The 26,983-nt window shown below is 42.3% G+C and carries 15 protein-coding genes and 1 pseudogene; 5 read left to right on the forward strand and 11 right to left on the reverse strand.

Features of this window, described 5'->3' with window-relative positions; translation table 11 throughout:
- Genes PHA78_RS06205 through aroA form a run of 4 tightly spaced genes read right to left on the reverse strand, consistent with a single transcriptional unit; the run spans position 1 to position 3,933 of the window.
- Positions 1-1,323 carry an LCP family protein gene (locus PHA78_RS06205; protein WP_024378155.1) on the reverse strand — a complete coding sequence of 441 codons (1,323 nt, stop codon included), beginning with the start codon at positions 1,321-1,323 and terminating at the stop codon, positions 1-3.
- 11 nt (positions 1,324-1,334) lie between these two features.
- Positions 1,335-2,162 carry a prephenate dehydratase gene (gene pheA, locus PHA78_RS06210; RefSeq protein WP_002941297.1) on the reverse strand — a complete coding sequence of 276 codons (828 nt, stop codon included), beginning with the start codon at positions 2,160-2,162 and terminating at the stop codon, positions 1,335-1,337.
- Positions 2,153-2,644 carry a shikimate kinase gene (locus tag PHA78_RS06215; RefSeq protein ID WP_024378156.1) on the reverse strand — a complete coding sequence of 164 codons (492 nt, stop codon included), beginning with the start codon at positions 2,642-2,644 and terminating at the stop codon, positions 2,153-2,155. The genes pheA and PHA78_RS06215 overlap by 10 nt, the downstream gene beginning before the upstream one ends.
- 8 nt (positions 2,645-2,652) lie before the next feature.
- Positions 2,653-3,933 carry a 3-phosphoshikimate 1-carboxyvinyltransferase gene (gene aroA, locus PHA78_RS06220; protein ID WP_002941294.1) on the reverse strand — a complete coding sequence of 427 codons (1,281 nt, stop codon included), beginning with the start codon at positions 3,931-3,933 and terminating at the stop codon, positions 2,653-2,655.
- 222 nt (positions 3,934-4,155) lie between these two features.
- On the opposite strand from aroA, the gene PHA78_RS06225 reads away from it, so the two are divergent.
- From PHA78_RS06225 to aroB, 4 genes are read left to right on the forward strand one after another with little or no spacing between them, the layout of a single operon-like run.
- Positions 4,156-5,193, forward strand: a complete 1,038-nt coding sequence (locus PHA78_RS06225; RefSeq protein WP_044775428.1) for a 3-deoxy-7-phosphoheptulonate synthase — start codon at positions 4,156-4,158, stop codon at positions 5,191-5,193.
- Positions 5,194-5,202: 9 nt separating this feature from the next.
- Positions 5,203-6,228, forward strand: a complete 1,026-nt coding sequence (locus tag PHA78_RS06230) for a 3-deoxy-7-phosphoheptulonate synthase (RefSeq protein WP_024378158.1) — start codon at positions 5,203-5,205, stop codon at positions 6,226-6,228.
- Positions 6,229-6,273: 45 nt separating this feature from the next.
- Positions 6,274-7,143: a shikimate dehydrogenase gene (locus PHA78_RS06235; protein ID WP_105150705.1), complete on the forward strand. Its 870-nt coding sequence runs from the start codon at positions 6,274-6,276 to the stop codon at positions 7,141-7,143.
- 12 nt (positions 7,144-7,155) lie between these two features.
- Positions 7,156-8,223: a 3-dehydroquinate synthase gene (gene aroB, locus PHA78_RS06240; RefSeq protein WP_272157860.1), complete on the forward strand. Its 1,068-nt coding sequence runs from the start codon at positions 7,156-7,158 to the stop codon at positions 8,221-8,223.
- Positions 8,224-8,427: 204 nt separating this feature from the next.
- Here the strand turns inward: aroB and PHA78_RS06245 are convergent, their stop codons facing one another.
- The 4 genes from PHA78_RS06245 to PHA78_RS06260 are packed head-to-tail and all read right to left on the reverse strand — an operon-like array spanning position 8,428 to position 12,143.
- Positions 8,428-9,228 carry an ABC transporter ATP-binding protein gene (locus tag PHA78_RS06245; protein ID WP_024376553.1) on the reverse strand — a complete coding sequence of 267 codons (801 nt, stop codon included), beginning with the start codon at positions 9,226-9,228 and terminating at the stop codon, positions 8,428-8,430.
- 9 nt (positions 9,229-9,237) lie between these two features.
- The gene (locus tag PHA78_RS06250; RefSeq protein WP_002940642.1) at positions 9,238-10,131 is read right to left on the reverse strand and encodes an ABC transporter permease; all 894 of its coding nucleotides are present in this window, start codon (positions 10,129-10,131) and stop codon (positions 9,238-9,240) included.
- 54 nt (positions 10,132-10,185) lie between these two features.
- Entirely contained in the window at positions 10,186-11,160 is a 975-nt protein-coding gene (locus PHA78_RS06255) for an ABC transporter substrate-binding protein (RefSeq protein ID WP_002940648.1), read from the reverse strand.
- 23 nt (positions 11,161-11,183) lie between these two features.
- Positions 11,184-12,143: an ABC transporter substrate-binding protein gene (locus PHA78_RS06260; RefSeq protein WP_272157861.1), complete on the reverse strand. Its 960-nt coding sequence runs from the start codon at positions 12,141-12,143 to the stop codon at positions 11,184-11,186.
- Between the two features lie 421 nt (positions 12,144-12,564).
- Between PHA78_RS06260 and PHA78_RS06265 the strand changes: the two are divergent.
- Positions 12,565-13,644: pseudogene (locus PHA78_RS06265) on the forward strand (IS630 family transposase).
- 249 nt (positions 13,645-13,893) lie between these two features.
- On the opposite strand, the gene PHA78_RS06270 reads toward PHA78_RS06265, so the two are convergent.
- Genes PHA78_RS06270 through PHA78_RS06280 form a run of 3 tightly spaced genes read right to left on the reverse strand, consistent with a single transcriptional unit; the run spans position 13,894 to position 26,913 of the window.
- Positions 13,894-14,760 (reverse strand): MSCRAMM family protein, encoded by an 867-nt coding sequence (locus PHA78_RS06270; RefSeq protein ID WP_024416009.1) that lies wholly within the window; start codon positions 14,758-14,760, stop codon positions 13,894-13,896.
- 23 nt (positions 14,761-14,783) lie between these two features.
- Entirely contained in the window at positions 14,784-16,742 is a 1,959-nt protein-coding gene (locus tag PHA78_RS06275) for an isopeptide-forming domain-containing fimbrial protein (protein WP_172038129.1), read from the reverse strand.
- A gap of 40 nt (positions 16,743-16,782) precedes the next feature.
- Positions 16,783-26,913 carry a SpaA isopeptide-forming pilin-related protein gene (locus tag PHA78_RS06280; RefSeq protein WP_272157862.1) on the reverse strand — a complete coding sequence of 3,377 codons (10,131 nt, stop codon included), beginning with the start codon at positions 26,911-26,913 and terminating at the stop codon, positions 16,783-16,785.
- Positions 26,914-26,983 lie beyond the last annotated feature (70 nt).

Consider the following 26,983-nt stretch of genomic DNA (forward strand, 5'->3'; position numbering starts at 1 on the left):
TTAACGCAGGCCTAACTCAGCCAAGCGCTGCTGGTATTTTTCAAAATCAACACGAAGAGCCATACCACCATACATATCATAGTCGTCAATCCAGTCTCCATATTCTGGGATTGTAACACGTTCGATACCATTTGCCGCATCCAATAGAAGACCTGGTCCCTGTAGCCACATAAAGCTTTGTGGCACTGTTGTCGGAGTCATGGCCACAACCTTACCTATAGCTTCGGAGCCAGAGAATAGTTTCATTGGATTTTTAGCTTGTGTCATAACAGCAGATAACACTTCCTGTTGACGTCTCGTACGACCAAAATCACCTTCATCATCCGAACGATAGCGCGCGTAGTTAAGCAAGGTCTTACCATCCATCTGCTGTACACCAACCTGAATCGTTTGATAAGCAGGAGCATTTTCTTCCAGCTGTAAATCATTCGGCACTTCTACTGAGCTAACGACTTCACCATTAATAGTTGAAAACTGTGCATCAATCGTTACGCCCTCAGGGAAAAGTGTATCAATCGTTGTCGCAAAGGTTGCAAAATCCACCATCGCATAGTACTTGATATCAATGTCAAAATTATTCTTCAACGCCTTCCGAACTTCTTCAGCCCCTTGCTGATTATCCTGTTCTCCCAAAGTATAGGCAGTATTGAGTTTATATTCATATCCCTCAATATCCACCAAGGTATCCCGCATAAAGCTAACAAGTTTGACTTTGTTATCTGTGTTATTCACATTTAGAACCATGATGGTATCCGTTCGAGTTTCACCTGAGCTTTCGCCAACACGACCGTCTGTTCCCAAAATTAAAATATTTGTCCCATTCGATGTATCTACGCCGTTGAAGACCTCAGCTACCGGCTTCTCGCTCACGCTATGCATACCTTTGAAGAAATTATAGCCCATCGCTACAATCACTAGCGCTATAGCAAGCAATACGAAACCAATAAAGCGCTTGAAACCACCCTTTTTACGTGCTTTTTTAGGTTTAGGTACTTTCGCTTTGGGCTCGATACGAGGAGACTGAAACCGTTGAGGTTTGGCTTGTCTTGTTTTTCTGGATTTACGTTCAGGATAGCGAGGCAACAGTTCCTCTTGCTCATCATCCTCTTCAAAATAATCTTCCTCGAAGTCATCTTCATAAGCCGTTGGTGTGAAGCTACGTAGAGATTGTCTTGGACTTCCATGCCGTTCTCTCAGCTCTTTTTTATATAATAGATAATCCAACTCGCGACTTTCTTTGTCATTTAAGTAGTGGATATTTTTTTGCAAATAATCTAACCTCAATTGTTCATGATGGGTTAGGATATTATTGTTTTTATTCATCTGTCTTCATCCTAGCTGGTCATATAGACTAGGTAATTCCCTAGTACTTTATAGGTTATATCTAAACTAGTCAATTCTTTTTGAGAATAGGCTAATAATTCCTCAGACTGATTGTCCAGATCCAGTATGAAAAAATACTCACCCAAAGCCGTTTTCAGGGGTCGGCTTTCTATTTTTGTTAAGCTGATTCCTCTCCATGAGAAAACAGACATGGCCTTATACAAGGCTCCTGGCAGATTATCTGGCAATGTCAGTGCAAGACTGACTTTTTTAGCTACTTGTTCCAGGGCAATAGACGGAGCCTTATCCCCCAAAATCCAAAAACGTGTAAAATTCTCGCTGATTTCCTGGATGTCTTGCGCAATTACTTCCAGTCCATATTCAACTGCTGCCGCTTGCGGAGCAATTGCCGCGAATGGTTGTTCAGGGTGTTCTGCCACAAAGCGAGCAGCATAGGCTGTACTAGCTGTTATTTCAATACGAGCCTGAGGAAAATGTTCCTGAATATATTTCTTCCCCTGAGCAATTGCCTGCGGATGAGAATAGATAACCTCTACAGCCTTATCGGCACTCGTGGCTAACAGTTGTTGGGCAATCGGTTGAACAATCTCTGCAACCGCATGAATCTCCGCCTGATGAAAGAGATAGTCAATCGTTTCATGAACACTACCTTCAATCGAGTTCTCTACTGGAATAACGGAATAGGTAACTTCCCCCGTTTCGTAGGCCTTGATAACCTCTGTAATCGTCTCAAAAGCCTGCAAATCCGCAGTCGGAAAGGCCTGCTGGGCCACTTGATGTGTAAAAGAACCACGAGGTCCTAGATAGGCTACTTGCATAAAATTTTCCTTGCTACTTGTTCTGGATTCAGTTTATCTGTATCGATTACAGTATCAGCTAAACCTTGATAAAGTGCCATTCGTTCACGATAGAGGGCTTCAAACTCTTCCTTACTACACTGTAAAAAGAGAGGTCTTTGCGACTGTCTATCCTTACTAATTCTCTGATAGGCAACTTCAAAGGAGGCAGTAAGAAGTACATTGTTCTCCCTATTTGCCAACAGCAATTCCCTGTTTACTTCAGATTTAATCACCCCACCACCAGTTGACACGATACAATTACTAGGTAAGTCCAGCAATTCTTTCAGTACCTCTGTCTCCAGTTGTCTAAACGAAGCCTCTCCTTCAAGACTGAAATAGTCAGCAATAGGCATACCAATCCGTTCTTCAATGATATGGTCCATATCGTAAACGGGGAGATTTAACAAATGTGCTGTTGTTGTTTTTCCAACTCCCATAAATCCAAGTAAAACGATTGGCATACGTTCTCCTAATCCATCAAACTATTTAAGTGTTCAAAGAAGGCAGGATAGCTAGTATTGATAGCTTCTGCTCTTTCCAATACAACTTCTCCATCTTTGGCCAACAAGGCGGCAATGGCAGTCATCATACCGATACGGTGGTCACCAAATGTATTGATTTCAGCACCATGTAAAGCAGTTGGTCCGTGAATAATCATACCATCTTCTGTTGGTTCAATAGTTGCTCCCATACTATTTAGAGCATCTGCAACAACCTGAATACGATCCGTTTCTTTAACTTTCAACTCCTCAGCATCACGAATAATCGTTGTTCCATGTGCTTGAGTCGCTAGTAAGGTAATAATTGGCAACTCATCAATCAAACGAGGAATCAATTCGCCTGCAATCTCCGTAGCCTTCAATTCCGACGTTTCAACTGTAATGGTAGCAGATTTTGCAAGTTCATCTATGTTAGAAAGGGTCATTTTTCCGCCCATAGCTTTAATGACATCTAGAATACCAGTCCGAGTTTCATTGATTCCTACATTTTCAAGGACAATTTTTGAACCTGGTACGATTAAGCCAGCAACCAACCAAAAAGCAGCACTTGAAATATCTCCTGGAACTGTAATCTCTTGGGCAATAAACTCCTGACCACCTTGGATGCGGATTTCCTTGCCATTGACTTCTAACTGTCCACCAAACTGGACAATCATATCTTCTGTATGGTTTCGAGTCAACTCTTTTTCTACGATGACCGACTCTCCCTCAGCCTGCAGGGCAGCAAAAATCAGAGCTGATTTTACTTGGGCAGAGGCTACAGGGAGTTGGTAGCGAATTGGTTTTAAATTCTTATTCCCTTTGATGGTCAACGGAGGTAGATCACGTTCAGTTTGTCCAGAAATCTCTACTCCCATTTGACTGAGTGGAATAGTCACTCGGTCCATGGGACGTTTGGACAAGGAATCATCACCAAACATAGTCGCCTCAAAGTCTTGACCTGCCAAAACGCCTGAAATCAAACGAATCGAGGTTCCAGAATTTCCCATATCCAAATCATTTTTTGGTGCTTGAAGACCATCAAAGCCAACACCGTGGACTTCAACAATATCACCATTGTCTTCAATTTTTACACCCAAATCACGAAAGACCTGCATGGTTGACAAGACATCTTCCCCACGTAAAATATCGTGGACACGAGTAACACCTTTTGCAAGGGAACCAAAAATAATAGAACGATGACTGATTGATTTATCACCTGGGACACGAATTTTTCCTTGTAATTTTTCTATATTTGTTCTTAATTTCATAACTCATACCTCGAAATAGTGTTAGACCTATTCTATCATATTTATTGAATATTTTCAGATTTTTTTTGGAAAATTATATCTAAATAAAAGCGATACTCAAAATCTACAGAAATTAAAGAAAGAATTTTCAGAATTTACTGTAATTTACTGTAATTTTTACACAAAATCATGAATATTGGTTTTAAATTCTTAAAAATAATGGTATAATTGAGAAATCTATAAATGAAAGAGGAAGACCTATTGTTTACACCAATCAGCGAAAAAATTGATATCAATCAAGTACGAGAACATTCAAAACTTTCTCCAGAAACACTTACTAAAAAACAAGCTCGTGACCGTGAACTTGAGGCTATTTTAAAGGGAGAAGATGACCGTCTTCTCTTGGTTATCGGACCATGTTCATCAGACAATGAAGAGGCCGTTTTGGACTACGCACACCGCTTGGCCAAGCTTCAAGAAGAGGTCAAAGATAAAATTTTCATGGTCATGCGCGTCTATACTGCCAAGCCACGTACCAATGGTGATGGTTATAAAGGACTCATGCACCAACCAGATACAGATGCTGCACCAAGCCTCATCAACGGAATCAAAGCTGTTCGTAACCTCCACTATCGTGTCATTACGGAAACAGGTTTAACTACTGCTGACGAGATGCTCTACCCTGAAAATCTGCCTTTGGTTGATGACTTGGTTTCCTACATCGCTATCGGAGCTCGTTCGGTTGAAAATCAGCAGCACCGTTTTGTAGCGTCAGGCATCGATGTTCCAACAGGCTTGAAAAATCCAACATCTGGCAACCTCAAAGTCATGTTCAACGGTCTTTTTGCTGCTCAGAAGAAGCAATCCTTCCTCTTCAACAATACTGAAGTTGAAACATCTGGCAACCCACTTGCTCACGTTATTCTTCGTGGCGCAGTCAATGAAAATGGTAAATACCTACCAAACTATTACTATGACAATCTTCTAGAAACCATTGGGATCTATGACCAATTTGGTTTGAAAAATCCATTCATCATCATCGATACCAACCATGACAATTCTGGGAAAAATTATTTGGAACAAATCCGTATCGTCCGACAAACCTTAATCAACCGTGACTGGAACGAATCCATTCGTAACTACGTTCGCGGATTCATGATTGAATCCTACATTGAAGACGGTCGCCAAGACAATCCAGATGTCTATGGAAAATCCATCACAGACCCTTGCTTAGGCTGGGAAAAAACACAAGAACTCATCCGAGAAATTTACAACAGATAGGAAGATATTATGGGAATTCACAAACGTAGCACCAGTTTAGACATCGATAAAGTAAAGGAACTTTCCAAGTTAGAAGGAGAATTTCTAGCTGCAAAAAATCAGCGCGATGAAGAACTGAAAAGAATTATCCGAGGCGAAGATGACCGTCTGCTCTTGGTTATAGGCCCTTGCTCATCAGATAATGAAGAGGCCGTTCTAGAATATGCACGTCGTCTCTCTAAGCTTCAAGAGGAAGTCAAAGATAAAATCTTCATGGTCATGCGGGTTTACACAGCTAAGCCACGTACCAATGGGGAAGGCTATAAAGGACTGGTTCATCAGCCAGATACCTCTAAATTACCAGACCTCATTAACGGTATCGCTGCCGTTCGTAATTTGCATTACCGTGTCATTACTGAGACCGGACTCACAACTGCTGATGAAATGCTCTACTCTGCCAACTACCCTCTTGTGGAAGACTTGGTGTCCTACCATGCTATCGGAGCACGTTCGGTTGAAGACCAAGAACACAGATTTGTTGCATCAGGTATCGATATGCCAACTGGTATGAAAAACCCAACTTCTGGTAATTTGACCGTTATGTTCAATGGTATCTACGCCGCACAAAACAAACAGAACTTTATTTACCGTGATGCAGAAGTTGATACAGATGGCAACCCTCTAGCTCATGCTATCCTTCGTGGTGCCAATACTGAAAAGGGCGGTTATGAGCCAAACTACTACTATGATATTCTCTTGAAAACCATCAAACAGTATGAACAATTTGGTCTTAAAAATCCATTTATCGTAATTGATACCAACCACGACAATTCTGGTAAAAATTACCTGGAACAAATCCGTATCGTCCGTCAAACCCTCATCAACCGTGATTGGAACGAATCCATTCGCAAGTACGTTCGTGGTTTCATGATTGAATCCTACTTAGAAGACGGCCGTCAAGATAGCCCTGAGGTTTTTGGGAAATCCATTACCGACCCTTGCTTAGGTTGGGAAAAAACGGAAGCTCTAATTCGTGAAATTCATCAAACTGTCTAATTCTTCCCTTAATTTTTTATACGATAAATAATTTGGAGGTAAGCTATGAACATTGATGGTTACACTCGTCTTGCTGCCGTTGTTGCAAAGCCAATCAAACACTCCATCTCCCCCTTCATTCATAATCTGGCTTTTAAGGAAACAGGTGTAAATGGTGTCTATGTCGCTTGGGAAATTCCTGAGGAAGATTTGGCTGTAACGCTTGAAAATATCAAACGATATGATATGTTTGGTATCAACCTGTCCATGCCCTATAAGCAGGCTGTCATCCCTTATCTCGATAGCCTGACTGACTCTGCTCGCTTGATTGGCGCTGTCAATACCGTGATTCATAAAGATGGAAAACTAATCGGTTACAACACCGATGGAATTGGATTTTTCAAGAGTTTGGAAAGACTAAAAGGCTTTCAAGTTAAGAACAAGCGACTAACCATCCTAGGTGGTGGTGGTGCTTCTACTGCTATCATAGCTCAGGCTACATTGGATGGTGCAAAGGAAATTACCATTTTCTGCCGTCAACAAAGCTTGGAAAGAACACAGACGAGTCTTACTCCTATTGCTCAAGCAACTGGAGTTCCCATACAGGTCCTAGCGCTTGATGATAGCCAATTACTACAGGAACATATCACCAACTCCGACTTACTAGTCAACGGAACCAGTGTAGGCATGGATGGGTATTCTCAACCTGTTCCTTCTACCATTCGCTTTCCTGAAAATCTCTTGGTTGCGGACATTATCTACCAACCGTTTGAAACACCTTTATTGAAGCATGCCCAGTCACAAGGCAACCCTACTATTAACGGTTTGGGTATGCTCCTTTTCCAAGCGGCTGAAGCATTCCAAGCCTGGACTGGTAAGGAAATGCCGACTGACTTGATTTGGGACCAATTAGTCCAGAAATACGACATCAAATAGAGAGGAAATCTGATGAAACTGACCGTCAATCTTCCCAACAGTCCCTACGACATCCTTATCCAAAGAGGAAGTTTAGCACAGACAGGTACATGGGTCAAAGAACTTTGGAAACCTCAGAAAATCGCCATTATTACAGATGACCACGTTGGCTCACTCTACCGTGAAACAGTTCAGTCAAGCTTAGAACAAGCTGGTTTTGAAACCATTGTCTTTGAATTTCCAGAAGGTGAAGCCTCAAAAAATCTTGATACCGTCAACCAGGCCTACGAATTTCTTGTAAAAAATGGTATGACTAGAAGTGACGGTATTATTGCCCTTGGTGGTGGCGTCGTGGGGGATTTAGCTGGCTTTGTTGCCTCTACCTATATGCGAGGTATCCATTTTCTACAAATTCCAACCAGCCTAACTGCCCAAGTCGATTCTTCTATCGGGGGAAAAACTGGCGTGAACACCCCATTTGCCAAAAATATGGTGGGGACCTTCTGCCAGCCAGACGGCGTTCTCATTGACCCTGATACCCTAAAAACACTCGGCAAACGAGAATTGATTGAAGGAATGGGCGAGGTTGTCAAATATGGCTTAATAGATGATGTGGAGCTCTGGGAAACCCTAGACCGATTAGACGGCTCTGTCGAGAGCATTCTGGAGCATGCTGACTATATTATCTACCACTCCTGTGAAGTCAAACGCAAGGTTGTTGTCGAAGATGAATTAGACAATGGTATCAGACTCTACCTCAACTTCGGTCACACGATTGGACATGCTATTGAAGCGACCGCTGGCTACGGCCAGGTCATGCACGGTGAAGCTGTTGCCATTGGTATGGTACAAATCTCACGCACAGCTGAGAAAAAAGGACTGATGCCAGCTGGTATGACAGAAAAGATTATCGCCATGTGTGAAAAATTCGGCTTGCCGACTACACACCAGCCTTGGAATGTAGATGAATTATACGCCGCCCTAACTCACGATAAAAAAGCACGTGGCAAGACCATCAAACTTGTCATCGTACCACAATTAGGACAGGCTGCCATCCATCAAATCCCAATGGAAGAAATGTTGGAGTTTCTACAAGTATAGTCATTTAGTTGACTTTTACGTCGAAGTAATAAAAGTCAACTAATACTCAATGAAAATCAAAAACAGACTAGGCGACGCAGATGCAGATAGAACTGAAGTTCATCAAATCAAGTCAACAACGTCTGATTTTGATTTTCGAAGAGTATAAATGACGATATAAGAAAAAAGACTACTGACTTGCATGAAATCAGTAGTCTTATTTTTTTATAAAATCATCTCATCGTCAGTTAGTTTCTCACCGCTGTTTTTGTAGAAAAGGTCCATCAAGTTTTGAACGGTCAAGTTCTTCTTCTCTTCTCCTTCTACATCGACAACAATCTGACCACGGTGCAACATGACCAAACGATTTCCATATTCAATGGCGTTTTCCATATTATGCGTAATCATAAGAGCTGTCAACTGGTGACTTTCCACGATTTTCTTAGTCAATTCCATAACCATATCGCTGGTTTTTGGATCAAGGGCAGCAGTATGTTCGTCCAGGAGCAGAACTTTTGGTTTAACCAGTGAAGCCATCATCAAGGTCAGAGCCTGACGTTGACCACCTGAAAGAAATTGCGTGTCCACTTTCATACGGTTTTCTAGTCCCAGACCAAGCTCTTTCAAGGATTCCTTAAAAATAGCACGTTCACTATCCTTCACACCCCAACCAAGACCACGTGACAATCCACGACGATAGGCAATAGCCATGTTTTCTTCAATGGTCAAGCGGGAAGCTGTTCCCATCTTAGGATCTTGGAAAACACGGCTGATGTCCTTAGAACGTTTGGCAGCTGAGACATGCTTAATGGATTTACCTTCAAGCAAAATATCGCCCGAATCAACCGTCAAGGCACCTGCAAGTGAGTTCATGAAAGTTGATTTACCAGCACCATTACCACCGATGATAGAGATAAAATCACCTTCTTTTACATCTAAGTTCAACCCACGAAGGACATGGTTCTCATTAACTGTTCCAGCTTCGAAGGTTTTATGAATATTTTGAATTGATAAAATTGTAGACATGACTTCCTCCTAAGCATTTCCATTCAATTTTGGACGACGAATATTCAATTTCTTCTGCAATTCTGGCACATAGAGAACGGTTGCCAGAAGGATAGCTGAGAAGAGTTTAACAAGGTCTGCATCCATACCTGGAATTTCCAAAATCGCTAAGATAATCAAACGGTAAACAACTGCACCGAGAACAACCGATAGGAGTCTCCAACCCAAGCGTAAGTTACGCAAGATAACTTCTGCAATAATGACAGATGCTAGACCGATAACAATAGTACCAGTACCTGAGTTGAGATCTGCATAGCCATTATTCTGAGTAAGAAGAGCACCACAAAGGGCAATTAGACCATTCGACAACATATAACCGTAGATTTTCATATTGTCTACATTGATACCATTGGCCTCACTCATTGGAATATTATCCCCTGTTGAACGAATAGCTAGACCAATTTGTGTATTGAGCAAGAGCGTCAATAAGCCTACAACTGCTAGTACAAAGACCAGACCAATCACCAAAACGGCATTTGTTTTTGTCAAACCGAAATCCTGCAATTGCGTCACCAGTGTTTCTTGTTTGAGCAGGGCTACGTTGGCTTTGCCTAAGATTTTCAAGTTGATAGAGTAGAGACCTGTCAAGGTTACAATACCGGTCAAAAGAGCTGGAATTTTTAGTTTTGTATGAAGTAAACCAGAAATCAAGCCTGCACCCATACCAGCTACCATAGCCATAAAGGTTGCCAGCAAGGGATTCACTCCGTTCACAATCCCTGTCGCACAAACAGCAGCTCCAAGCGGATAAGACCCCTCAGCTGTCATATCAGCAATATCTAAAATACGAAACGTCAAGTAAACACCAATCGCCATAACTGACCAAAGCAAGCCTTGCGAGATACTTGATAAAATAATATCCACGATTTTCTCCTTTTTCTAAATTCGTAGTCAATACTAGGTTCTATCTTACCAATCTTATTCCGATACAGCAAGCTTAGAAGTATCAATACCTAATTTCTGAGCCATTTCTTCATTAACGTGAAGACTGACGGTTTCTGGGTATTCTACTGCTGTTTCTGACACATTGGCTCCTTCGATAATCTTAATAGCCATTTTTGCAGTTTGACGACCTAAAGCTTCATAGTTGGTACCGTAAGTCAAAAGACCTCCTTCATCCACCATATCCGTTGAACCACCGATTACTGGAACCTTATGCTCCACAGATAATTCACCGATCATGGTCATGGTTGAAGCAACTGTATTATCAGTCGGAACAAAGACAGCATCTACATCCTTCATCAAGCTGGTTGTCGCATCTTGGACTTCATTTGAAGATGTGATTCCTTTTACTACTACCTTATAACCTGCTTTTTCTAGCAATTCCTTAGCTTGCTCTACCTGGACTTCTGAGTTCCGTTCGCTAGTAGTATACAAAATACCGACTGTCTTAGCATCTGGAACAGCTTGACCTAGCAATTCAACCTGTTTGTCAATTGGAGCTTGGTCAGATGTCCCTGTCAAAAGTCCACCTGGTTTTTCAATGGATTCTACCAAGTCAGCTGACAAGGGATCTGTAACCGCAGTAAAGACAATCGGCGTTTCAGTAGACACAGTCGCTAAACTTTGGGCAGACGGTGTAGCGATTGCCAAGACAATATCATTTCCATCTATTAATTGTTCTGAAATGGTTTGAAGGTTAGCTTGATCGCCTTGGGCATTTTGATAATCCAAAACCAATTTTTCACCCTCTTTATAACCATTTGCTTCTAATTCCGCCACAAAACCCTCACGGGCAGCCGTCAATGATTCATGCTCCATATATTGGAGAACTCCAACTTTGACCACATCTGAGGAAGCTTGTTCTGATGATGAGGAACAAGCTGCAAGTGTTAGCAAACCCATACTTGCTACTGAAATAGTTGCCAATTTTTTTACTAGCTTATAATACATAAACGTTTCTTCTCCTAAATATTTTACTCTTCTAATGCTTTTATAGTCGCTGCATCAATACCAACAGCTTTAGCCATTTCTTCATTGACGGTAATAGCCGCTGTATTTGGTTTTTCAACTGCTAAGTCAGCAGGCTTTTCACCCTTCAAAATCTTCACAGCCAATTCACCAGCTTGAACACCGATAGCATGGTAGTCTACACCATAGGTAAATAGAGCTGCGTCAATAACTGCCGCGTCACTTCCCATAGCTGGAACTTTTGCTTCTTTTAAAATATCACCGATTGTTGAAGCTGTAGAGGCAACTGTATTATCAGTTGGAAGATAGATAGCATCGACTTTTCCTGCAAGTGAAGTAATAGCTTGCTGAACATCGTTTGTCGTCGTAACTGTTGTCACTTCTACTTTTACACCTTTTGCTTCGAGTGCTTTTTTTGCCTGCTCAGCTTGAACTTCTGAGTTTACCTCGCTAGAATTGTAGAAAATACCGACAGTCTTCGCAGTTGGTACAACTTTGAGCAACATCTCGATTTGACCTTCCACATCAGTTGCATCAGTCGATCCCGTCATGGTCCCACCTGGTTTTTCCAATGATTCAACCAAACCTGCTTCAACTGGATCTGTGACAGCTGTGAATACACTTGATGTTTCACTATCTGCATTAAGCATGGCTTGGGCTGCCGGTGTTGCGATGGCAAAGTTAAGATCATTTTTTCCTGCCAATTTCTCAACCATTGTCTGTAAGTTTGCTTGATCACCTTGGGCATTTTGCAAATCAATCGTCAGATTTTCACCTTCCTTGTAGCCTGCTTCTTCGAGCGCCTCTACAAAGCCTTCACGAGCTGAGCTCAACGCTTCATGTTCAGCATATTGAATAATACCAACATTGACTGAACTTGAATCTGACGAATTGGAACTGCATGCAGCAAGCGTTACTGCTGACAAAAGTGCTACTGAACTAAGTATAATTTTTTTTAATCCCATGATTATTCTCCTTTTATAAATATAATAGCAAACAAGAAAGGACCGCTTAGACTACACTCTAAACGGTCCTTATATTTCATCTGTATAGGAAAACAGAATGAATTATCCGTGCCATTTAGATGTATCATCTATGGGCACATGTCAAAATAGCTACAGCCACATAGATACAAACTTTACGTTCCCGTGTTTGCATCCATGTTTACCATGTCTACAAACACTATCTAAAATAGCCGTAGAAATAAGTATGATTAGCTGAATGATTTTGACACATTTGTAACATCTCTGTTTCCCTTTCTCATTTATTTGTAACTATCATAACTGTTTTCAAATTATTTGTCAATAGGAAATTGCGTAAATTTTCAGATTTTTCAAGTTTTTTCGAATTTTTCTAAAAATAGACCCCTATATTATTAGCTGAAACATGGAATTTACTAACGAAATGATAACAGAGCTCAAAACAGCTCCAAAAGATAAAAACTTAGCACCTTATCACAAACGTATTCAAGCAGTTTATCTCAGGTCAATCCAAACTCCCTACAAATCCATTATGGATATGCTTGATGTCTCACATGATACGGTTTGGAGATTGACTAAGAAATATCAAGAACATGTCTTACCTCAGATGCTAGAGGAGGTCATATGACAGTTGAAGAAGAAGCTTTTTTGAGCGAGCAGTTAGCGTCTGCTGTCAACGGAGAGTTTGTAACAGTTGAATCCCTCTATAGAGCTTATCAAGATAAACTTGGTCGCACGACGACTAAAGATGGTTTTTACCAACTATTGAAACGTCATGGATGGGTCAAAGAATCAAAAGATTCTTTGAGACGGGAAATAAAGCTTACGCAGTAAGCAACAAAAATTAGCCCCCGTCCAGAACATCCAAAGAAAGCAGACGCCGAAACGATTTTAGCGTCAAAAAATAAAATCTGTGTACAAGGAAAAATCAAGCAAGCGATTTCTTGAACAAAATGCCTATAAGTAAACCCGTCTTATATATCAAGATGAAGCAGGGTTTGGTCGGATTAGTAAACTGGGGGCATGTTGGAGTCCTAAAAACTATCGTCCGAATATCTCAAGCCATCACATCCAAGAATTTCGTTACTGCTATGGTGCGGCAGATGCACATACAGGGGAATCTTTCTTTATAATAGCTGGTGGTTGTAATACCGCTTGGATGAATGAATTTTTACGTCAATTATCAAAAGCTTATCCCGATGACTACATCATTTTAGTCATGGACAATGCAATTTGGCATAAATCTCAGGCACTTGAAATTACTGATAATATTGAATTTGCGTTCATACCACCATATACCCCAGAGATAAATCCGATTGAACAAGCTTGGGCAGAAATCCGCAAACGCGGATTTAAGAACAGAGCCTTTCAAACATTGGAGTCAGTCATTGATAAGCTCCAAGAAATCATTCAAGGGTTAGATAGTGAAACTATAAAAAGTATTGTACATAGAAAATGGGTTTATTCAGATTTTGAAATCGAATAAGCATCATTTCTGCTTTTCTTCTCAAAGCGGCGAGATTGGGGAATAGTCAATGGGACGATGGGCTGTGACATAAAAAATCCTCCAGTTTGTTTTTTATAACAGTATACTGGAGGAATGAGTGATTGGATAGATACCTGGTTATTGGGCGCTTACGATACCTTGTTATTAGGCGGTTATACTTTTTTCCAGAAAAATACACCTACTGACAAATGGGTCAGGTAGGTGTATCTAGCAGAACATAGTGATGGGTTAGTTGTTTTTCTCGTCCTTCTTATAGGCGACCAAACGATAGCCTAGCAAGAAGAGAATAATGCCTAGCGATAAAACCGCTATGACCACCGCATTCCCTGTATATGGTATCTCAATACCGGGCGGTGTGACGGGTTTGTTCTTGATTTTAACAATTTCAGACACATGTGAATCCGAAGTGATTTCAAAAGGAATCGTATCTTGGGCTAGAATATAGCCTGCAGGAGCCTTGACCTCTTTCAGATAATAAGTACCATAGGGAAGAGGTCCTACAACAAACTGACCGTTTGCTCCAGAAGTAACATGATAGGGAAAGCCGTCGACTATCACTTCCTTCAATTCTCCGTTCACTTCCTCAAGAACTACAAACTCTGCACCAGATAAGGGGGCAGTACTTGTAGATACCTTCAGAAATGGCTTACTTCCTTTTTCTTTGCTAGGCCTTCTTACCTTAGCCTCAATCTTCAACACACTTCCATCTACCTTCATGACGAATGGAATGACTTCGAGTTTTGTAGGAGTCCCTACTTGTCGAACGTAATACCATCCCTTAGCCAAGCCCTGAAAGCTGGCTTGACCATCTGAAGTGAGAGCCAGTGAGGAAATTGGCTCTCCATAGAGTTGGTTTAGCTCGGACCGACTTTTTTGATATAAAGTATCTGCCAACCGTTCAGAAGAGGCTGGCTCTTCTGCAGCGATATACCAAGCCTCCAAGCCTGTTGAAACTTGACTAGCATCTATTCCATCAGGAAGCGGAATATGAACCTGAACATCAAAGGAATCTTGTGCTTGAAGTGAAAGCGAGGGCAGTGACAATACACAAATAATAGCTATAAAACAACATACTAGCTGTCTGATTCGTCTCATCTGTCCCTCCTTTTCAACTGATATTATGCTTCTTCAGATTGGCGTTTTTTCATAGCGATGAATGCAAATACCATTGTACTCAAACCTACAACTGTGAAGACAAGGGTACCAATACCACCAGTTTGTGGAATGGTTACTTTTTTGTTGCGTACTTGTTGGAAGTTATTTGTATTCAGCTCATCAGTAGTACCCCAGCTTCCCCGTTGAACTTGGAAAGTAATCGGTGTACTTGGGAGTGCAAAACCTTCTGGAGATTTTGTTTCGACAAGTTCGTAAGTTCCTTCTTTCAGACCTTTTACTTCAAACTTACCGTCAGTAGATGAAACAAAAATAAATGCTTGTTCTTTTGTATCTACCCACGTCCACTGCATGTTTAGAGCCTCATAGGCTGCATCTCGTGATGCTTTTTTAGTATCTTTATCTGCTGAATTTGCTTTAACAGCTGCGATATATTCTGCTTCTTTTTGCTTATAATCTGCTAATTGAGTAGCTTGCGTATCTGCAGATTTCAAGGCAAGATATTTTTCTACACCATTTTGACGAACTAAGAACTCTGCTCCGAAAAGTTTTTCACTGCCCGCCAAATCTTTATCATCAGTTTTCACAAAACGCTTACCGTAAGTGATAACTTTTGGCTCTTCTGGTTCAAGCGGATTTGGGTTAGGATTCTTGCTGTTTTTCACTTTGATAGTACCTGTAGTACCATTTTCATAAGTAGGAAGTGAACCTGAAACACTTGTTTCCTCAATTACAAGGTAATCTTTTGTATTGTCGAGGTTCGCTAATTTACCAGTAGTAGTTGTGTTATTGAGTTTAATTTCACCTACACGTACACCAGTTTCTTTTTCATAGACACCAAAGGTTACTTCTACTGCATTCACATTATCCCATGTTTTTTCAACAATAATTTCACCATTTGATGGTTTGGTTGTTTTAGGTTCTGAAATCGTATTTGGACGGTTACCGTAGTGAAGTTTTACCGTGTTAGGGATTTCAGTATCCACCTTAGCAGAATCATTTAATGTAGCAGTATATTTCAACGTAAACGTTACCACACCATCTTTTGCTTTTTCTGCTAATTTAGTCAATCCTGACTCATTCAAGACGAGATAGAATCCACGTAGAGTTTGTGTCAAAGTGTAGTCTGTAGTCGCTGTTAGATTTAGTCCTTTATCATCAGTAATCTGTAAAGAGTTCAAATTGAAGTCAAGACCGTTCACCATAGTATCTTCCCATACAAATGTCTTGTAGGAAGCATTTTGTGGTACAGATGTAACGATTTGATAGTTGATTGTCTCGCCGATTTCAACGTTTTTAAGATTATTTGTTCCGTCACCGAATTTTTTGTCAATCACTGGCTTGTCTTCTGTGTTTTTTGGATAGACATGGAGTGGAGATTGAGTATCAAAGTAGCCAGAACCATCTGGTTTTGTGATAGGAAGTTCCAGTTTGAATGGTACAGCCTTAGCACCAGTCAATTCTTTACCTTCTTGACTATTATAATAAGGAGAATTTTCCTTATCTTCTACAAAGATATAGGTTCCATCGTTAAGGGTAAATGATGCACCTTGGTTCTCAACAGTAAGGACTCCTTCAGAACCATATTTTTTATCACCGCTATCTGCAAAGAGTTTGTAGTTGTCATTGTCACCTGTGATACCTAGTTGTTCACCAGTTTTTGTACCCTCTCCCGCAACGTCAACTTTTTGCCATACTTTAAAGTTTACTCCAGCAATATCTTGTGCGGAATTACCAAAGTAACCAGTAATATTTGTAATAGATTGACCTGTATAATTTTCAACATTTTGAGATGTGTCATGGTTGAAGTTATTAAAGTCTTCATTATTCATCAAAATCTTATGAACCTTGACAGTTGTCTCATGAGTGTCGTCTGCATGTACAATGTGTTTAATATTCACAAGTGAACCGAGCAAAGTAATAGCTACAGCCACGAGTGAAAACAATTTCGTTAGTTTTTTCATGAACATTCTCCTATTTTTTTAGTTGTGTTTCCATTAGGGGTTATAGGCTGTTTTTGCGACGTCGCTCAACGGCAAAAGCAACGAACATCATCACCCCCCCTAATGCAATATATGGGATTGCACCCATTCCACCTGCTTGCGGATATTCTCCTTTGCGGAGGTTTTTCACGACAATCAGGTGAGAATCCATATCGTCCAGACTGACGAGGTCACCACCATCTCGGATGGTAATCGTACCATCTGCACCTATATCGATACGGAATTCTTTTTCGATCTTTTGATAGCCCTCTGGAGCTACCGTTTCTTTCAGGATATAGGTTTTCCCTAAAGCCAATTGGTCAAAGCTCACTTCATCCCCTGTGGTCGTCGTTGTTTTGACAACGGCTGAAGCAGGATTATCACCTTCTCTTAGCTCAAACTGGGCTTCTAACCGTTGATTTGGATCACGGTAAGAGCGCTTGGCTAGTTTGATGGATGTGGTCGAGCGTGTGTTCTTCATGGTGAAGAGGATGAGGCGATTTGCATCTGCTCGAGACAATGATACCGTCTCGTCAGGATTATGAAGAAGGATAGAGCCGTCATGGTTAATCTGGAAACGGTACTCCTTCTGATTGAGTAGATAGCCAGATGGAGCCTGTTCTTCCTTCAGAATATAGTATCCGTGTTCAAGATTAATCTGATAGATACCAGCACTTGTCACACCTTGAGCCAATGCCGTATCCCCTTTTGTCCAGTTAGCATCTGTCTTGTAGATAGAGAAGCGAGCATTGTCTAGAAGAGTTGTCTCGTTTGCACTATCTACCTTTTTGATTTGGAAGTTAAACGTACGGAGGTTTTTGGCAATAACCGTAAGCGTGTCGCCTTGTCCGGTCTCAACAGATAGAAGAGTTGGATCCGAATCAAGAATGGTCAGTCGACCGTCCTCTCCAATCCGCAGTCGAGTATCTTTGATTTTTTCATATCCTGCTGGTGCTTGTGTCTCCCGAAGGACATACTCACCTGGTGGGATATTTGGAAAATCAATCGTATTATCTAAATGAGAATAGCTGCTACCCTCAAGGGCTGTCATACGACCATTGATGAGCACTTGCACCTTATTGCTACCATCTTCGTTTGGTCCCTCAGATGGGTAGAGAGCAAATCGAGCACCAGATACTCCAGTATTTGGATTATCATAGTCTCGCTTCTTAATCTTCAAGCGATAGGTCTTCACCTTGTTTTTCACTGTGATTTGAATGACTTTGTCTGTAGAGAGCGGTGCGACAGCAATAAGGTCATCGCCATTTTCTACAGTTGTTGTGCCATCCGCAGCAATGATCAGTTTGTACTTGGTTCCATTTGTCTGGAAGCCTGCTGGGGACTGGGTTTCTTGTAGATAGTAGGTACCCGGTGTCAAGGCTGGAATCTCTACTTCCCCAGTCGTTCCTGTCACCAAGTCACTTCCAACCTGCGTGCGTCCATCCTCACCAAAGAGTTTAAAGGTTGCATTTTCAAGCTTGCGGTTCTCATCCCTGCTATCGACCTTGATAATCTTCAGTTTCGGTTTGAAGATGTTGGTCAATTTGAGGTTGAGTCTGTTATCTTTGGTATTGATTTCTGCATTGGTTGGCGCACCATCTGCCAATCGAACTTGACCATCTTCTCCAACGATAATATCAAACGGTTGAAGCAATTCGTAACCAGCTGGTGCAGACAACTCACTAATCGTATACGTTCCCTGAGGAAGTTTGAAGACAGCGTTGCCAACGTCATTGGATTGGGTCCACCAGGTCAAGGCTTTATTTGCAGTATCAATCGTTGCACGATACTGTTGTCTATGCCAATCATCATTGCTAAATAGCGGAGCTGGTCCATTATTTTTTGCCTTGATTTGCAGCTGAACTCCTGCCAAATTGATCGTCGGCGTTAGGTTGCTAACCTTTTCGATACTGAAATCTGTAAACGGTCTGTTCTTGACGACAAGTTCTATCTCGTTATTGGCATTCACAGCTTGACTTGCCAACAAGTCTTGTGGTCCTTCCACAATCCTAATTTGTCCATCTAGACTGATGGTCAATTTGATTTTCTGGATCGGATTGTAGCCTGTTGGGGCTGTGACCTCTTTGAGGACGTAAGTGCCCGGTTGCAGATCACGGAAGGTAAGGCTATTTCCTGTCTGCGTGGTATTGCCTTGACTAATCACGGCTGTTTCATTTGCATCGTAGAGTTCGAAACGAGCGTTGAGGCCGGTATTTGGATTTGCAAGGTCGCGTTTCTTGATAAGCAAATTGTAGGTGAGTAATTCGTTTTTCACGAAGATTTTCAATACATTTGCAGTAGCGGTGTCAATTGTAACTTTATCTGTTGAATCAACGAGGTTGAATCGTGTCACTGTCTTCATCTGACTTCCGCTGTGTGTCTCCTGTGCGGTTGTCAAGTCTAGTAAGACTGGACCAGCTAAAGCACGATAACCAGTTGGCGGTGCGACTTCGACAAGGGCATAGCGTCCCAGTACCTTGGCTTGTAAAGCCTGACTTGCTTGACCATTTGTCAATGTAAAGGTTTGGACGAGATTGCTTTCTTGAATGGCTGCAGCAGCGTTCGCAGTTGTCGTCGCATCATCCACCTTATAGAGTTTGAAGGTCACAGACTGGTCAATCCGAGCGTTACTCATATCCCGTTTTTCCACTTGAATCTGTGGATGCTGGATATTGCCAATTGGATATTGACCAGTTGATAATGCGCCAACGGTTTCTGTAGATTGAGCTGAGACGGTCAATTCGCGAACGGCGTACCATTTGTTGACGACTTGTTCTTCATTTCTCACACGAATGTAGCGAGCCATTATATCCGTGTCCAAATCGACCAATCCATTGGCTGTATAAGTGGACAGTGGGAAATAGGTGCGTCCGTCTATTGAGTACTCAAGTGTGAAGCGGTTGAATCTATCCAGCGGATTGTTCTGATTGCCTTGCAAGTAGTGAATGCGGCGGACACGTTTCACACCTTGTAGGTCAACCCCTAGATAGGCTCCAGCAGGAATGTTGTTTCCTTGCCCGTTGAAGTTTGAGTAGGTAACTGCTGTCGTGTCATTACCATCAATCGCATTTCCATCTTGTCCAGACTGGATATTCGATAAGTCGCCTGACTTGATGAGGGTTGCACCTGCGACACGTTCGCTCGGAGCTGCGTTCGCTACTTTATAGAGAGAAACTCCTGAGCGACTCACAGATACCTTATAGGTAATCGGCTCGGCCATATAGCCTGCTGGTGGCGCTGTTTCAACAAGGGTGTACGAACCGTAAGTCAGGTTATTAAAGACGAAGTCTTCATTCGCAGCTTGTGTGACAGTCACTGGTTGGAAACTTGTGTCGTTGTCTTTTGACAGCGTAAAGGTCATGTTTCCTGTAATGAGACCAGCTAAGCTTTCCAGACCCTTGATGCGTTTGGAAATACGAAGGGTTTTCTTACTGTCGTTTTTCACCGTGAGCTCAAGCGTATTGCCACTTGATGCACCAACTTGTAGAAGCTCCGTATCTCCTGACAGGATTTGTAATTGACCTGCCTGCGTGATTTCAAGTCGAACTGGATCTACTTGGATATAGCCTGATGGCGGTGTTACTTCTTTCAAGACATAGATACCTGGCTGCAGATTTTGGAAGGTAAGGCTATTTCCTGATTGCGTGGTATTGCCTTGGTCTAACTTAGTAGACTCATTCTCATTGTAGAGTTCGAAGCGAGCATTGAGGCCGGTATTTGGATTTGCAAGGTCTCGTTTCTTGATAAGCAAATTGTAGGTGAGTAATTCGTTTTTCACGAAGATTTTCAATACATTTGCGGTAGCGGTGTCAATTGTAACTTTATCTGTTGAATCAACGAGAGTAAAGCGACTCACTGTCTTCATCTGACTTCCGCTGTGTGTCTCCTGTGCGGTTGTCAAGTCTAGCAAGACTGGACCAGCTAAAGCACGATAACCAGTTGGCGGTGCGACTTCAACAAGGGCATAACGACCCAGTACCTTGGCTTGTAAAGCCTGACTTACTTGACCGTTTGTCAATGTAAAGGTTTGGACGAGATTGCTTTCTTGAATGGCTGCTGCAGCGTTCGCAGTTGTCGTCGCATCATCCACCTTATAGAGTTTAAAGGTCACAGACTGGTTAATCCGAGCGTTACTCATATCTCGTTTTTCCACTTGAATCTGTGGATGCTGGATATTGCCAATTGGATATTGACCAGTTGATAATGCACCAACGGTTTCTGTAGCTTGAGCTGAGACGGTCAATTCACGAACAGCGTACCACTTCTGCTCTACTCGGTCTTCATTTCTCACACGAATGTAGCGAGCCATTATATCCGTGTCCAAATCGACCAATCCATTGGCTGTATAAGTGGACAGTGGGAAATAGGTGCGTCCGTCTATTGAGTACTCAAGTGTGAAGCGGTTGAATCTATCCAGCGGATTGTTCTGATTGCCTTGCAAGTAGTGAATGCGGCGGACACGTTTCACACCTTGTAGGTCAACCCCTAGATAGGCTCCAGCAGGAATGTTGTTTCCTTGCCCGTTGAAGTTTGAGTAGGTAACTGCTGTCGTGTCATTACCATCAATCGCATTTCCATCTTGTCCAGACTGGATATTCGATAAGTCGCCTGACTTGATGAGGGTTGCACCTGCGACACGTTCGCTCGGAGCTGCGTTCGCTACTTTATAGAGGGAAACGCCTGAGCGACTCACAGATACCTTATAGGTAATCGGCTCGGCCATATAGCCTGCTGGTGGCGCTGTTTCAACAAGGGTGTACGAACCGTAAGTCAGGTTATTAAAGACGAAGTCTTCATTCGCAGCTTGTGTGACAGTCACTGGTCGGAAACTTGTGTCGTTGTCTTTTGACAGCGTAAAGGTCATGTTTCCTGTAATGAGACTAGCTAAGCTTTCCAGACCCTTGATGCGTTTGGAAATGCGAAGGGTTTTCTTACTGTCGTTTTTCACCGTGAGCTCAAGCGTATTGCCACTTGATGCACCAACTTGTAGAAGCTCCGTATCTCCTGACAGGATTTGTAATTGACCTGCCTGCGTGATTTCAAGTCGAACTGGATTTACTTGGATATAGCCTGATGGCGGTGTTACTTCTTTCAAGACATAGATACCTGGCTGCAGATTTTGGAAGGTAAGGCTATTTCCTGTCTGCGTGGTATTGCCTTGGTCCAGTCGACTCGTCTCGTTCTCATTGTAGAGTTCGAAGCGGGCATCAAGTCCTGTATTTGGATTTGCAAGGTCTCGTTTCAATAGCTTCAAATTGAAGGTATTCCGCACGTTTTTGACGACCATTTTCAGGGTATTGTCCGTTGCGGTGGTACTGTCATCAACCGTTACCTTGTCTGTTTGACTGTGCACTCTAAAGCGTGTGACGGCCTTATTTAGCTGGTCATTATGTGGTTGACTGGCTTCATAAAGTTCCAAGAGGACTGGGGCAGCTAGCCCTGTATAACCTGTCGGAGCCTGCGTTTCCACCAAAGCGTATTTACCAAGAACCTTAACGTCCATTGCTGTCGTGAGACTACCATTTTGCAGGTTGAAGGTTTGAATTAAATTATTTTCTTGGATAGCATTTGTGACGTTATCAACTGTCGTTGCGTCATCCACCTTATAGAGTTTAAAGGTGACATTTTGTGAAATGACTTGCCCATTTGTATCCTGTTTTTCAATCCGTATTTTTGGATTTTGAATATTTCCGATAGCAAGTGTCCCATCTGTCAACGGAGTGATTGGATTTCTTGTAGTGATGGTCATCCCCTTGATGGCTAACCAGACACCTGTCTTGAGACGGAGGTTGCGGACACGGATATAGCGTGCCATCACATCGCTATCTGTGTCAACTTCGCCAAGTTTTCCACCATTCGGTGCATTGTAGGTGCCTAGGCTTTGGTAGTTTTGACCATCAATAGAATACTCTAGTTCTAGACTATCCATTCTGTCATTATCACTACCAGCACCGGTTACTGGTCCTTGGAGGTAGCGGATATGGGTGACATTTTTTATCGCTCCTAGGTCCACTCCCCACCATTGACCAATTTCTAATCGGCTATTGGCAAGTTTATAGAGAGTAGCTGTTACGTCACTTCCATCCAAGGCTCTACCTTCGATATTGTCTCCCCAGAGTGGCGCATTGTCAAAGTGGTTTGACTTGATGACCGTTAGTCCCGTAGCTTGAGTCGTTGTTCCTTGACCAGATTGGTACAAGCTAGCTCGTCCTTTGTCCACGATAACGGTATACGGTGTTGGGGATTTGACATATCCTGTCGGTGGTTCGGTCTCTTCTAAACGATACACGCCTTTTGATAAATTGTTAAACACAAATCTTGTATTAGCATTCTGCCTTAAAGTGATTGGATTAAAGCTTGTATCGTTTAATTTGGTCAACTTGAATGTAACAGATGAAGTAATCAGGTTGTTTAAACTTTCAAGTCCCTTGATTTTCTTAGTGATGACAAGATTGGCTAGGTCGGCTCTGTTTTTCACCTTGAGGGTGAGATTATCTGATTCTAGACTGGCATTGTTTCCACCTGAAACCAGTTGCCAGACGTAGTTGGAGCCGCTTTGGACTAACTTCACTTCGATACCAGTTGTCAGGATACGATAGCCTGCTGGTGCAGTCTCTTCGACAATGCCGTAGTTGACATTGGTCATAATGTTTGGAATGACAACCGCTTCTGACTCACCATAAAGTGTATTTGTCCCATCCACTTTCGAGGTTTGAATGGTCGCTACTGGTACAGCTCCAGCGTTTGGCTGGATGGTGTTGCCATTTTTCGTATAATCGCCTGATTTATAGACTTTAAAGGTGGCTTTATCCGATGCGATGAGACGACCATCTTCGTCTGTCTTTTTAATCTTGAGGCGGACAACCTCATTGACAACGGAATAAAGAAGATTGCTTGCATCAACAACTGATAATGGATCCGTTGTTGTAGATATCGGTGCTCCATTCTCATCCGTAATCGTAATCTGTCCTGTAGCGGTTACTGTCAAGAGGTAGACTTTTGGTGTACGGGTATACCCTACTCGTGCCGAGGTTTCTTCCAGGCGATAGGTATGTCCTACCAGCAAGGATGGGAAGATGGCATAGCCGTACTCGTCAACTTCATGATTGAAGGAAAGTCCGGTTACGGTATCGGTAATCTTGAAGCTAAAGGTCTCTGTTAGTTTTGGACGGATATGCGTTGTCGAAATTGGCAGGGCTGAAATCTTATAATAACCATTGCCTTGGGCAGTTACCTGTGCACTGACAAATCCACCTCTCGTCGAGTCATATTTCCAAGCATTTAAGCCACTAGTTGTTTTTTGGAGTCGCAACAAGTTTCCGTATCGGTCAACCACATCAAGGATACCGTTGGTTTGACTGGCAAGTGGATAAACTTCTCCATTAGCGTCTGTTACAACGGTATTTTCCACTTTGATCGTTACTTCGTAGTCTTTGAGAAGTGGTCGAGAAGGTCTAAAAATCTTGCCGTCTGCACTGATGTAAATGTCCTCTTCGCCATCTTTCTTACTATAGACAACTCCGTTTGCATCACGGTAGGTGATGGTACTACCATTTTTTTGCTGCGTAAAGACAGTATGGAGATTGTCCTCAAAGAGGAGATTGCCTTGGGCATCTGTCTTTTGTGTCAAACTTTGTCCATTAGCATCAACAAATTTTTGTGTTGCACTGTTGTAAGTGTAGGTGTTTCCATGATCGTCTTGGTACTGAATAGCACCATTGACTTTTTGGTAGTTGGGATAGACGACTTCTTTATTTGGGTCCGTTTTCTTAATCTTGAAATCACCCAAGAGGTCCTTTGGTGTCTCTGATCGTGACCAACCTGCACCAAATCCCTCAGTTGGTACGTAGTAGTCAATGAACTGACGAGTTACAAAAATAGTCTGTCTAGCATGCATACCCATGTGGTAGCCCAGCCTGTTTAGGTCTTGCGGTTCAGGACTTGGTGTTTTCTTTTTGGCCTTGACAATCGCAAAATAGGTATTCTGCTGCTCGGAACCACCAAAATCAGCCTTCCACTCGGTGGCATTGTACTTGGTAAATCTCTTACCTGTTGAGACCTGCTCGCCTGCTTCAGGATTGTAGGGATCTACGGTAGCCATCGGTGGCACCATAGAGGTTGGTTGCTTGTTGGCATATTGACCATTGTATCCTTGAAAGAGCTTGACATCGACAATCTCTAACTCAGCTCCTGCTGGTCGTAGATAAATTTCCCAGGCCCCAGATCCACTATGATTTCTATTTCCATTATATACGAAATAGTAGTAAAGATAGGTCCTATCCTCATACACTGGAAAGATAATTTCACGACCAAAAGAGGTGGTCTGGTTATGATTTGTACCGTAGTCATACAGTCTTTCAAAGAGTTGGGTCCGCTGGTTGACATAAACACCATTCAAGTTTGGATCTCCATTCGCATCTTGAAAAGTCACTGGTGTTGTGTCCATATATTGAGAGGTGTAGGTAATGCTACGCCCTAGGAACCATGGATTCCCGTTAGTAGCGGTTGCCCCAGCCTGCTCCGTCATCAGCATGAAGTTAGGATAAAAACCTTCGTAGAAGTCATACTTTTGAATCTGTTCATCAAGGTCATAGACATCCCATTCTAACTTTGTATCCGTTCCATTGGGACGAATCCGCCGTGTACTACGGTGACGACCATTACCATCTGTCATAGCCGTCAGGTTGGTTTTATCAATCAGCTTACCGACGATGGCATCCCCTTCGATTGGCCCTTTATCATTGGCATACTTTTGAACGACGAAGGTCAGCTCACCCGCCTTTGTATAATAGACATTTAAAATCGGAATCCCCGAAGGCTCGGTAGCACTGCCTCGTGTTACAATCTGGAAGAACAAATTTCCTATGTGTGTTTCTGTGTAACGGTCCTCTACACTATCCAAACGGTCATAAGGAACCGTCTCTCCCTCATCATACATAGGTGCTCGGTTCAGTAGGATTTGGTTTCCAAAATTTAAGGTAAAATAATCACCCTCTTTGGCTTCTGCTGGTATCTTCCATTTGACATCCATACCAGCTCCGTAGGTATTGTATCCATCTTGGAACTGATAGTAGGCAAAGGTATCAATATTGGCATAGGTGATACCATAGGTCTCTACACCTGAAGCAAGTGTCGCATTTACTGCAGCCCGTTCTGATACAGAGCGTGTGCGTCGTACTGCACGTGATAAACTTTCTTTTGGTTGGTTAATGACGAGAACTGTTTTAGCAGGCTCCGCTTCTGTTAGTTCTACCGCTTCTATTTGTTCAGCGAGATTATAACTTGAGGTAGAAGTGAGTTGCTTGATGGTGTAAGTTCCCAGGGCGATATTTTCAAAGGTCACATTTCCGTTTAAATCCGTCTTACCTTTCGTCGTTTGTTCGGGATGGTCCACTGGGGAAATTTCAAACTCACTATCTGTTAATGGGACCTTTGGATCTGGATTATTCTCTTCGTATGCTCTGAGCTGAATAGTCAGGCTACCTGGGGCTCTTGGCATCTCGGTTGATGCAGTTATCTCTGTCGTTTCCTGATTAGTAAATACCGATTGATTTTCTTTGAGAATGGTCAGGTAATGCTCGTTGGTCATTGCGACCATTTCCCCAGTCTGAACCTCGGCAACCTTTTTGAAGACAAAGACATGTTCTTCAAATCGCTTGCTACTGTCATTTTGGTCTGGATTTAAGGTGATAGAGCGGTCAGCACTGGGTTTGATTTTCAGTGAATAGTAGCCTTCGCCATAAACCGGTAATTGTTCGAGGCCGGCTGCGAGTGCGTCACTACCCTCTGCTGCAACCTTCCTATCATTTTCATTATAAGCCTCATCTCGGTAGAAACCTTCAGGAAGTATATCCTGACCTTGGTCATTTTGTTGCAAAGCCAGACCGCTTTGTAGCACCAAGGTCAATCCTTGATCGTTGATTTCTCCTTCTGCGGCTTTGAGTTTGACAACCAGCTGCTCGGTGTTTGTTTGTTCCCTATCAATGGTAAGCGATAGCTTAGAGGCATCCTCTTGATAGTCTTTTATGTAAGTATCGCGTATCCTTACTCCTTCTGAGGTCGTTTCTGATAAGGCAAGGACTGGCGTTGCCACAGAATCTACTACTAACAAGGCGAGTAACCACTTACTCACTACCTTTTTCCACGACTGCATTTTTCTTTCCTCTCCTATGCTTAGCCACTTGCTGAATCCATTGTGTCTATACAACTCCAATGGTGAACAG

The organism is Streptococcus sp. HN38 (assembly GCF_028335765.1).
Lineage (GTDB): Bacteria > Bacillota > Bacilli > Lactobacillales > Streptococcaceae > Streptococcus > Streptococcus suis_P.